The sequence below is a fragment of the Roseateles sp. genome (assembly GCF_019237615.1).
In the GTDB taxonomy this organism is placed as follows: Bacteria; Pseudomonadota; Gammaproteobacteria; order Burkholderiales; family Burkholderiaceae_C; genus Pelomonas.
Genome location: NZ_JAFAGT010000076.1, coordinates 18,897 through 28,608 on the forward strand (window position 1 = coordinate 18,897; position 9,712 = coordinate 28,608).

Annotated in this window: 11 protein-coding genes; 7 read left to right on the forward strand and 4 right to left on the reverse strand. The window is 64.8% G+C overall.

Annotated features, from left to right (window positions below; genetic code table 11):
- Positions 1-127: 127 nt before the first annotated feature.
- Together JOY88_RS15295 and JOY88_RS15300 are read right to left on the reverse strand one after the other, a co-directional pair.
- Positions 128-1,111 (reverse strand): TIGR03571 family LLM class oxidoreductase, encoded by a 984-nt coding sequence (locus JOY88_RS15295; RefSeq protein ID WP_293503490.1) that lies wholly within the window; start codon positions 1,109-1,111, stop codon positions 128-130.
- Between the two features lie 29 nt (positions 1,112-1,140).
- The gene (locus tag JOY88_RS15300; protein WP_293503491.1) at positions 1,141-1,806 is read right to left on the reverse strand and encodes a DsbA family oxidoreductase; all 666 of its coding nucleotides are present in this window, start codon (positions 1,804-1,806) and stop codon (positions 1,141-1,143) included.
- Positions 1,807-1,912: 106 nt separating this feature from the next.
- Here JOY88_RS15300 and JOY88_RS15305 point away from each other — a divergent pair, with 106 nt between their 5' ends.
- Positions 1,913-2,824 (forward strand): LysR family transcriptional regulator, encoded by a 912-nt coding sequence (locus JOY88_RS15305; protein ID WP_293503492.1) that lies wholly within the window; start codon positions 1,913-1,915, stop codon positions 2,822-2,824.
- Between the two features lie 211 nt (positions 2,825-3,035).
- Here the strand turns inward: JOY88_RS15305 and JOY88_RS15310 are convergent, their stop codons facing one another.
- Positions 3,036-3,392, reverse strand: coding sequence for a winged helix-turn-helix transcriptional regulator (locus tag JOY88_RS15310; protein ID WP_293503501.1), 357 nt, complete (start codon positions 3,390-3,392; stop codon positions 3,036-3,038).
- Positions 3,393-3,481: 89 nt separating this feature from the next.
- On the opposite strand from JOY88_RS15310, the gene JOY88_RS15315 reads away from it, so the two are divergent.
- Positions 3,482-3,811 (forward strand): nuclear transport factor 2 family protein, encoded by a 330-nt coding sequence (locus tag JOY88_RS15315; RefSeq protein WP_293503493.1) that lies wholly within the window; start codon positions 3,482-3,484, stop codon positions 3,809-3,811.
- Entirely contained in the window at positions 3,808-4,587 is a 780-nt protein-coding gene (locus JOY88_RS15320) for an SDR family oxidoreductase (RefSeq protein ID WP_293503494.1), read from the forward strand. The genes JOY88_RS15315 and JOY88_RS15320 overlap by 4 nt, the downstream gene beginning before the upstream one ends.
- Positions 4,588-4,615: 28 nt before the next feature.
- On the opposite strand, the gene JOY88_RS15325 is transcribed toward JOY88_RS15320, so the two are convergent.
- Complete coding sequence (locus tag JOY88_RS15325; protein WP_293503495.1) at positions 4,616-5,215, reverse strand: TetR/AcrR family transcriptional regulator; 600 nt, start codon at positions 5,213-5,215, stop codon at positions 4,616-4,618.
- Between the two features lie 195 nt (positions 5,216-5,410).
- On the opposite strand from JOY88_RS15325, the gene JOY88_RS15330 reads away from it, so the two are divergent.
- The 4 genes from JOY88_RS15330 to JOY88_RS15345 all read left to right on the forward strand — a co-directional run bounded on the left by JOY88_RS15330 (position 5,411) and on the right by JOY88_RS15345 (position 9,534).
- Positions 5,411-6,496: an aldo/keto reductase gene (locus JOY88_RS15330; protein WP_293503496.1), complete on the forward strand. Its 1,086-nt coding sequence runs from the start codon at positions 5,411-5,413 to the stop codon at positions 6,494-6,496.
- A gap of 441 nt (positions 6,497-6,937) precedes the next feature.
- The gene (locus JOY88_RS15335; RefSeq protein ID WP_293503497.1) at positions 6,938-7,597 is read left to right on the forward strand and encodes a response regulator; all 660 of its coding nucleotides are present in this window, start codon (positions 6,938-6,940) and stop codon (positions 7,595-7,597) included.
- Positions 7,597-8,961 (forward strand): sensor histidine kinase, encoded by a 1,365-nt coding sequence (locus JOY88_RS15340; protein WP_293503498.1) that lies wholly within the window; start codon positions 7,597-7,599, stop codon positions 8,959-8,961. The genes JOY88_RS15335 and JOY88_RS15340 overlap by 1 nt, the downstream gene beginning before the upstream one ends.
- Positions 8,962-9,063: 102 nt before the next feature.
- Positions 9,064-9,534 (forward strand): PepSY domain-containing protein, encoded by a 471-nt coding sequence (locus tag JOY88_RS15345; protein ID WP_293503499.1) that lies wholly within the window; start codon positions 9,064-9,066, stop codon positions 9,532-9,534.
- Positions 9,535-9,712: the final 178 nt, after the last annotated feature.

Below are 9,712 nucleotides of genomic sequence, written 5' to 3' on the forward strand. Positions count from 1 at the left end.
ACTTCGAAGCCGCGCGCGAACTGCTGACGCAGGTCGGTGGTCGTGGTTCAACCGCCGACGCGGCAAACCCCGTCAGAGCATTCGTCCGCCAATCCCGGCTCCGGCGGCATGGCCACGATGGATCGGCTCACGCCGGCACTGCGGCCTCGTGCGCACCCCTTGCCATGGGCGAACGAAAGTGCGGCAGTACCTCGGCACCAAGCTCCTCGACGATGTCGAGCACCGACCGCGGTCCGCGCGCAAGATGGAGCAACACATGGGCCACACCGACCACTTCCAGTCGTTGGAGATAGTCGGTCAACGCGATACGTCCGGTGCGAACGCCGAGTTCAATCGGCTCCACCGGCGCGCTGGGGTCATCGACCAGCTCCAGGTGCAAGGACTGAATGAAGGGCTTCTTGAGCCCCGCCGCCCGCTCTGCAAGGGCCGACTGCCAAAGGGCGACGCGGCCTTGCTGGCGAACCTCATCGCGGTGGTAGCTGGCCCACCCTTGCGCGTTGGCGGCTATCCACTGAAGCGTCTGCCTCGCGGACCCCACGACAAGCATGGGGACGCGAGCCGCGGGTGTCGTGAGCACGTCAAAGCCGCCAGTCGCATCGCGAAGAGCCTTGCGTTCATGGGCGACGGGTGACAGCGCCGCTCTGAGGATGTTCCAGTGGTCGCGGAAGATTTCGGCGCGTTGCGCGGCGTCGATGCCGAAAGCCGCAAACTCGGCTTCGCGATCGCCCGAACCCAGGCCCAGGATGAAGCGACCACCGGTCATGCGGTCGAGGGACAACGACGACTTTGCCAGATGAAGAGGGCTGCGCAGCGGGAGCACCGCTGCCGCCATGCCGAGCGCAGTTTGCCGAGTCACGGCACCCAAAGCTGACAACCACAGAAATGGGTCGTCCAGCGCTGCCGATTCGCCGTCCGCCCCCTGTGGCACCATCAGCGGCACATCGCGCGTCCAGAGCGAAGCGAAGCCCTGTCGGTCAGCCTCCTTAGCCGCGAGCCGCTCCAAGTCCAAATCGGCCAATGCACCTGGCTGACGCGCCAACGGCGTCATCAGCCCCAGTGTCAGCCGGCCCGAGGCCAGCACGCGGTCGTGTGCGATGTTGAAGTCGTCCATGGGGCACTTCGCTGCTCGAGAACCCGGCACTACACCGTCGACGCGGCCGCCTCGACTGTGGCAGCTTGCCTGAGAACTTCGGCAAGCACATCGGCAGGTTGCGCGCCGCTGATGGGCGTGCCCGCAATTCGAAGGGTCGGCACCGAGCGAACGCCGTCGACCTGAGCTTGCAGTTCGGCCGCGACGACCTCGCGCTCGCCGGCATTCGACGCGAGGAAGGCGCGCACTTCCTCGGCATCGAAACCTGCCTTGGCTGCCAGCGCGACCAGGACGTCCGCTTTGCCGATGTCCTGCCCTTCCGAGAAGTACGCGAAGAACACGGCCTCGAACAGGGTTTCGGTCTTGCGGGCGTCGCCCCTGCCTTCGGCAAAGAACATCATGCGGTGCGCGAGCCGCGTGTTCGGCGTCATCTCGACGCGGTCGTAGTTGAACTCGACACCCGCGCGCTTGCCAGCGACCGTCACGTCGGCATCCATGGCCTGCGAGCGCGCCCAGCTACCGAACTTGGCGCTGCGGTAGACCTTGCGATTGCTGCCGTCCTTGGGCATGTTCGGGTTCAGCTCGTACGGCACGTACTTGATCGTCGGAGCGGTGGTGAGCGCCGTTTTTTTGAGTGCGGCCTTGAGGTGCTCGTGGCCAATCCAGCACCATGGGCATATGAAGTCGTAGGTGACCTGAATCTCGACGGGTTTCATGGATGAGCTCCTTGCGTTGACGATGGAAGGAGATTAGTCTTTGCGATGAAATGAATGAATACGCCACATTCGCAAACTAGCGTTGCGAGAATTGCAAAGGCCAGGCATGGACAAGTTGCAGGCTCTGCGAGCATTCGTGGACGTCGCGGAGTCAGGGGGCTTCTCGAAGGCAGCCAGACGACTGGGCGTTGCAACCTCATCGGTGACACGGCTCATGGATGGGCTTGAGGAGGCGCTTGGAAGTGCCCTCCTCACGCGAACCACGCGCCAGGTGACGCTCACCGATGCCGGCACGATTTATCTCGACCAAGTCACGCGCATCCTGTCGGACTTGGACGAGGCCGACGGTAGCGTTTCCGATACCGGCACGGAAGCCGTCGGGCCGCTGCGCGTGTCGCTGCCGGTCACGTTCGGGCGCCTGTGCCTGGGACCGCACATCGCCGGATTTCTTCAGCAGAACCCGCGAGTTTCCTTGGACCTCGTGCTTTCGGACTCGTTCGTCGACCTGGCGTCTGACCGCATTGACGTGGCAGTCCGGATTGGCGCGCCGGCGAGTCAACCCAATCTCATCGTCAAGCAGCTCGCCGAGCATCACCGGTTCGTCGTGGCCAGTCACGAATACCTTGAGCAGCGCGGCGTCCCCAAGTCTCCCCAGGAATTGGTCGAGCACGAGTGTCTTCGATTCGCCTATCAAGCTGGACCCCAGCGTTGGTCGTTCCGCAAGAACGACGCAGTCGACAACGTCGAGGTCAACGGGCGGCTCGCGGTCAACAACTCTGACGTGCTGCGCGAGACCGTTCTTGGCGGACTCGGCATCGCGCTACTCCCTCAATGGCTCGTCAAGGATGACGTGCGGGCGGGTCGAATGAGACGCCTGTTCGAGAAGTACGACGTCAACCCGCAGGACCAGACCATCTGTGTCTATGCGGCCTATCTTCCAAATCGGCGCCATTCACGGAGGGTCCGTACATGGGTGGACTTCTTGCAGACACACGTCTCGACGGCGGCGGATGGGTGACATGCGCCCGACGCAAGCAGCCCCCGAATCTTTGGCGAAGGCCCCAGTCGGCGCCTGGTTTCTGTCGCCAGTCTCGAAACCGTCCTTGCCGTGGTGCAGTTCTTCGAGAAGCAGTCAGGCGTCCAAGGCCCACCCGGCCTCTTGATTGCCATACGCGCCGATTCGTCGCTGGCCGGCAGCCAGGTTGCAGGTCCCGGTGGTCTTGGCTTCGCTAACGCGAAGACGCGGAGGCCACATAGTCATCACGACATTCGGCCCATTTCAGCAGGGCATCGAGCGCCGGACACAGCTGCTGCCCCCAGTCCGTGAGTCGATAGTCGACTTTGGGCGGTACCTGCTCGTGAACGGTCCGGGTGACGATGCCGTCCTCCTCGAGTTGCCGGAGCTGCTGGGCCAGCATCTTCTGCGATATGCCGGTGATAGCGCGCTCGAGGTCGGAGAACCGCTGCACCTTCCCGCCGAAGAGCTGGAACAGGATGACCAGCTTCCAGCGGCCCTCGAGCAGCCTGAAGAGGGCTTCCACGTCGACCGCCGCCGACAGCGGTGTGTATTGCTTCCTGGGGCTCAAGGGGGTCACTTACCTTTCGGTGGGTTCTTGCTGTCGGGTAAGCATAGTCAGACCATGGTGCCATGTCGAACGGACACCAGAGACAGGACATGGACTTGGCACTACCGCCGCCCGTGGCGGACTACTTCAAGGCAGAGGCCTGCTCCGAGACGAATGCGCTCGGGCGCTGCTTCTCCGACGACGCCGTCGTTCACGACGAGGGCAAGGCCCACCGTGGCCTCGAAGCCATCAAGGCATGGAAGGTCGCCGCCAAGCGCAAGTACCGCTACCGCGTCGAGCCGCTGTGCTCGCAGCCCGTAGCGCATGGCGTGCAGGTGTGGGCCCGGCTGACGGGCGACTTCCCCGGCAGCCCGGTGGAGCTCCGCTACGACTTCCAGCTTGGGCAGGACGGGATCGTCGCGCTGGAGATTCACGCATGACCCGCCCCGTCGAGCTCCAAGGCATGCGGGCCCTCGTTACCGGTGGCACCAAAGGCGTCGGGCGCGCCGTGGTCGCGAGCCTCCTCGAAGCCGGAGCCGATGTCATGACCACGGCCCGCACGAAGGCGGAAGACACGGCCAGCGAACACTTCATTGCCGCCGATGTGGCGACGCCCGGTGGTTGCCAGGCGGTGGTCGACGCCGTGATGCGGCGCTGGGGCGGCGTAGACATCCTCGTCCATGTGGTGGGCGGTTCGACGGCGCCGGCGGGCGGTTTCCGCGTGCTGGATGACAGCGAGTGGCAAAAGGCCCTGGACCTGAACCTGCTGGCGGCGGTGCGGCTGGACCGGGCGCTGCTGCCCGCCATGCTCGAGCAACGCTCGGGCGTCATCATCCACGTGACGTCGATACAGAGCCGGCTGCCCCTGCCCGAGGCGACCACCGCCTATGCCGCCGCCAAGGCCGCGCTGTCGACCTACAGCAAGGCGCTGTCCAAGGAGGTGAGCCCGCAGGGCGTGCGCGTGGTCCGCGTCGCGCCCGGCTGGGTGGAAACAGATGCCGCCGTCGGCCTTGTCGCCGAGATCGCGCGCCAGGGCAACATCGACACCGAGGCGGCCAGGCAGGTCATCATGGATTCGCTCGGCGGCATCCCGCTGGGGCGTCCCAACAAACCGGAAGAGGTGGCGGACCTCATCGCCTTCCTGGTGTCGCCTCGGGCTGCGGCCATCACCGGCACCGAATATGTCATTGACGGCGGGACCGTGCCTGTGGCCTAGGCTGGACAGGCCACGCGAGGCCTGTCTCTCAGGCCGCCTTGCGCGGCGGGCGCGTGCTCGCGGCACCTGCGATGCCTGCTTCGAGTGCGGCGGTCACCAGGCCGACCTGCATGGCCATCAGTCGCCTCAGGTCCTTGGCATCCGCGGCCACCAGCTTGAAGCCCCGCATGGCGGACATCAGCGTCCGAGCCAGGTCGCTGGCGCTGCCCTTCCGGCCGGACTGCTTCATAGGGCCTTCCAGCAACCCTTCCAGGTAGGCCTGCAGCTTGCCGTAGGCACTCTCCAGAGCCGGCATCTGGCTGTCCAGCGCCAGCAGGTCCTGGGCGTCGGGGTTGGCTTTGACCTGCTCATAGGGTTGGGCCACAGACAGTTCGAGCACGTGCGTGAGCTTGCGCTCCAGCGACCAATCGGGCTTCAGGCTGGACTCGATGCTCGCGAGCAGGCTGTCGCTCATCCACTCCACGACCGCCTGGAAGACTTCCCCCTTGCCCGGGTAGACGAGGTACAGGGCCGGGCGCGACATCCCCGCCGCCTTGGCGAGGTCGCCCATGGTGGTGCGGGCAAAGCCATAGCGGAAGAAGACGCCGTAGGCGGCCTGGATGACCTGCTGTTCTTTGTCGGTGCGCATGGAGGCATTCTGACATTTAGAAAGAAAACGTCAAATCGTCATTGACATTCGGGCGAAAAATGTCAAACTGACATCAAGCGTCAAGATGTCAGGGCCACCATCCGGAGGGCGGTCGGGACATCAGGGCGCAGCGCAGCGCGCATCGCACAAGGCGCGCGCCGAAGACCTCTTCACCTGCCTTCTGAAAGGACGACCATGTCGCTCTCTTCCTACGTTTCCCTGGGCCGCTCCGGCCTTCGCGTCAGCCCCTTCGCCCTCGGCACCATGACCTTCGGCGAGGACTGGGGCTGGGGCGCCAATGCCGAGACGGCTCAAGCCATCCTGGCTCGCTACATCGAACTCGGCGGCAACTTCATTGACACGGCCAATGGCTACACCTTCGGGCATGCCGAGCAGATCATTGGCGACTACATCGGCCGGGACCGCGCGCTGCGAGACCGCCTGGTGCTGGCCACGAAGTTCGGCATGAACATCTACACCGGCGACCCGAACGGCGGTGGCGCCAGTGCCAAGTCCATCATGCGCGCCTGCGAGCAGTCTCTGCGTCGCCTGCAGACGGACTACATCGACCTGTACTGGATGCACGTCCCCGACCGGCTCACGCCCATCGAGGAGACGCTGCGCGCGCTCGAGAACCTCGTGTCTTCGGGCAAGGTGCGCTACATCGGCTTCTCGGACACGCCGGGCTGGAAGGTGGCGCAGGCTCAAACCATCGCCGCCCTGCGTGGCTGGACGCCCCTGGCCGGCCTGCAGCTCGAATACTCGCTGCTGGAGCGCACCGTCGAGGCCGAACTGATGCCCATGGCGCAGGAACTGGGCATGGGCGTGGTGGTCTGGTCGCCGCTGGCCAATGGGATGCTGTCGGGCAAGTACAACCGGGCCAACGCGGGCCAGGTCGAAGGCTCCCGGGCGACGGCGTTCGGCCTGCCCTTCGGAGAGCACGAGTTCGCCATCATCGACGCGCTGAGCGGCATCGCTCACAGCCACGAGACGACGGTGGCGGCGATTGCACTGGCCTGGGTGCGGTCGCGCGCCGGCGTGAGCTCCACGCTGCTGGGTGCGCGCACCGTGGCGCACTTGGACGTCAACATCAAGGCGCTGGACGTCAAGCTGAGCGCGGAGGACATCGCTTGGCTGGACGCGCTGTCAACGCCACCGATGAGTTTCGTCACGAAGCTCGCTGGCTTGGCCGACTCCGTCATCAATCACAGCATGACGGTCAACGGCCAGGCCACGCCAGCTTGGTGGGGGGCGCCGCCGAATGACGCGGCGCGGTACTGAGTACCACCGGGGGGCCTTACGCTGCCTCCTTCTTCCCAGCGTTTGTCCCTGAGCAAGCCGCTGGTATCGGCAAAGTGGGTTGAGCTCGGGCCCCGCAGCCCCCTCTGCGGCCCGACATTCCCCGTGCACGGTCTCTGTCGTTGGGGCGCCCCCATCATGAAACTCTCTCGCTTGGTGACGATTTCTTTGCCTGGCAATCGTTCTTGGGCGAACTCAGGGATCTTGCGGCGCAGTACAGGCAAGCCATTTATGACAATGAGCAGAGGGCATAGCCCGCTCGCCGTGCTGGCATCAAATCTATCGGTTGAACGCCGCAGACGGGAAGCGCGACGGCCCGATGCCAGCAGCCTGGACATGCCTTAAGGCTCTATTAAGGTGAGATCGCGAAGATTCGAACTCCCTTCGGACCGGCCAACAGGCCGCACTGGTACCTGACAACCCATGCGACTCCTGTTGATCGAGGATGACCCCATGATCGGCCGCGCCGTGCGCGAGGGCATGTTGCAGGCCGGCTTCGCCGTCGACTGGGTCACCGACGGCAGAGCCGGAGAGCTCTCGCTGGGAAACGGCGTCTACGACCTTGCCATCCTCGACCTGGGCCTGCCCCGCGGTGATGGCATGCTGCTGCTGGCCAAACTGCGTGCCAACGGCAACGACGTGCCCGTCTTGATCGCCTCTGCCCGGGACACGGTGCGCGACCGCATTGCGGGCTTAGAGGCCGGCGCCGACGACTACGTGCTCAAGCCCTTCGATCTCGACGAATTGACTGCACGCGTGCGCGCTTTGCTCCGGCGGCGCGCGGGAAGCAGCAATCCCCTGCTGCGCCAGGGCGACCTTGTGATCGATGCCGCCCACAAAGAGGTCACAAAGGGCAGCCTCCCCGTCGAGCTGTCGCCGCGCGAATTCGCGGTCCTTGAGGCGTTGATGCAGAAGCCCGGTGCCGTGCTGTCCAGAGAGCGACTGGAGGAGGCCGTCTATGGCTGGGGCCAGGAGGTCGCCAGCAATGCCATCGAGGTGCACGTACACAACCTGCGTCGCAAGCTTGGTGCCGAGGTCATCAAGAACGTGCGTGGGCTTGGCTATCGCATGGCCAACAACTGATGCGCTCCATCGAACGCACATTGCTGCGTTCCGTCATGGCGGCATTGCTGCTGGGGACCGTGCTCGTTTCCGCGGCTGCGTACTTCACGACGCTTGATGAAATCAACGAAGCATTGGACGCCGACCTCAAGCATGTCGCCGTGAGCTTGGCCCAGTATCAGGACGCGAACCCTGCAGGCACGCGCGGACGCCTATCGAAGCCGATAGAAGGCCCCCCCGACATGGATGGTGCCGAAATCGCGACAGCTACCTGGAATGGCAAGGGGCAATTGGTTTACGCCTCTGAGCCGCAAAGCCGCATCCCCTTTATCAACGGCGAAGGACTCACGCGCGTCAACGTCGGCGAGGAGAAATGGATCGTCTACACGGCTCGGCACCGCGAGGGCTTCGCCCAGGCCGCCCAGCGACTGGATTCACGGCAGATCATGGCGCGGGAGTCGGCCGCCCGCATCCTGCCTCCCATGCTGTTGCTGGCCATGGGCATTGGCGCACTGCTGATCTACGGCCTTCGATATGGCCTGCGACCGTTGGATCTGGCGGCGCGCGAAGTCGCGGGGCGCAGCGTCAAATCCCTGGAGCCGATCAAGAGCGAGTTCCTGCCCGTGGAGATTGCGCCCATGGTGGCCGCCATCAACGGGCTGATGGCGCGCCTGGACGATTCGTTCACGGTGCAACGGCAGTTTCTGTCGGATGCGGCCCATGAACTCCGCAGTCCGATCACGGCTCTGCGGTTGCAGTTGCAAGTGCTCGAGCGAAGCACCGACGTCGGCGCTGTCGAGACGGCCAGGAGCGAGTTGCGCCATGGCATTGCGCGAGCGCAACATCTGGTCGAGCAGCTACTTCAGTTCGCACGCACCGGACCCGAAGCCGTCAACAAGCCATTGGTGCCGACGGACCTGAACGAGGTGGTGCGTGAGGTCGTAGGTGCCCAGGCCCTGAGAGCAGAGGTCTGGCAGATCGACCTCGGCGCAAGCCTCGAACAACCAGTGATCGCGATGGGCGAAAGCGCTCAGTTGGCCATCCTGCTGAACAACCTTGTCGAGAACGCGATGCGCTACACACCGTCCGGGGGCGTGGTCGATGTCGGCACCGAGATGCGCGACGGCAGACCCGTCCTGTTCGTGCTGGACACCGGGCCGGGTATTCCCAAGGAAGAACGCGACCGTGTGTTCGACCGCTTCTACCGCGGCGAGCAGTCGGCGCTGTCGCAGCGCGCAATCGTGGGTAGCGGGCTGGGCTTGGCCATTGTCCGGGCGATTGCCGATCAGCACCATGCGGTCGTGAAGCTGCTGGACAGGATTGGCAGCCCGGGACTGGAGGTCCGTGTGGTATTCCCCCCGGCCGACCATTTCGAACGCGGCTGAACACCACCCGTTGAAGCCCCTACGAGGTGCAAACGGCTACGGCCTTAAGCGACCAATAAGTCGCACCGCGACAAACTGCTCGCAGGATACGGCCGATAACTCTTGCAGATACAGAGCCGGCGCGTGCCCTTGCCGTCGACGGCAATCGCCGACATCCACATCGACCTGGCCCGCGAGGCGCGCCAGCTGGAGCACATCATGAAACTGACCATCCGCCACAGATTCGCCGTTTTCGGCGCCCTCCTCGTCGCCGCCGGCGCCATGGCCGCAGGAGCCATGGCCTTTGACGAGGGGGACGAACCGGCCAACGACGCCGTGCCCGTTTCGCAGGCGGCCATCTCCATGGTTCAAGCGATCCAGACCGCCGAGTTGCGCGCCTCAGGCAAGGCCCGCCGCGCGGAGTACGAAAGCTCCAAGCAGGGCTGGGTTTACGAAATCGAGGTGATCAACGGCAACAAAGTCTTCGACGTGCGCGTGAGCGCGACCGACGGCACTGTGCTGTCGGCCCAAGAGGACGTTCCCGACCGCGATGGCCATAAAGGCCGAGAGGGGCGTGACGACGACAAGGAGTAAGGCCTTCGCTTGGGGGACGCTGGCGTCCCCTCTGTTACGTCCCGCGTAAATCTCGACGCCCGGTCCCAAGCTATTCGAGGGCGAACCGAGCGGGGTGTCCCAGGACGAATCGGGAAGGACAGGCGCCTTGAGGAAGGCGAGACGCTGATGCCGCAGGCGCGATGAACAACGCCGCCAG

What these genes read in the sequence shown, in the direction of transcription:
- JOY88_RS15315 (WP_293503493.1), top strand. Translation starts at nt 3,482, where the DNA reads ATGGACTTGGCACTACCGCCGCCCGTGGCGGACTACTTCAAGGCAGAG.
- JOY88_RS15320 (WP_293503494.1), top strand. Translation starts at nt 3,808, where the DNA reads ATGACCCGCCCCGTCGAGCTCCAAGGCATGCGGGCCCTCGTTACCGGT.
- JOY88_RS15330 (WP_293503496.1), top strand. Translation starts at nt 5,411, where the DNA reads ATGTCGCTCTCTTCCTACGTTTCCCTGGGCCGCTCCGGCCTTCGCGTC.
- JOY88_RS15335 (WP_293503497.1), top strand. Translation starts at nt 6,938, where the DNA reads ATGCGACTCCTGTTGATCGAGGATGACCCCATGATCGGCCGCGCCGTG.
- JOY88_RS15295 (WP_293503490.1), bottom strand. Translation starts at nt 1,111, where the DNA reads ATGGACGACTTCAACATCGCACACGACCGCGTGCTGGCCTCGGGCCGG.
- JOY88_RS15300 (WP_293503491.1), bottom strand. Translation starts at nt 1,806, where the DNA reads ATGAAACCCGTCGAGATTCAGGTCACCTACGACTTCATATGCCCATGG.
- JOY88_RS15340 (WP_293503498.1), top strand. Translation starts at nt 7,597, where the DNA reads ATGCGCTCCATCGAACGCACATTGCTGCGTTCCGTCATGGCGGCATTG.
- JOY88_RS15305 (WP_293503492.1), top strand. Translation starts at nt 1,913, where the DNA reads ATGGACAAGTTGCAGGCTCTGCGAGCATTCGTGGACGTCGCGGAGTCA.
- JOY88_RS15325 (WP_293503495.1), bottom strand. Translation starts at nt 5,215, where the DNA reads ATGCGCACCGACAAAGAACAGCAGGTCATCCAGGCCGCCTACGGCGTC.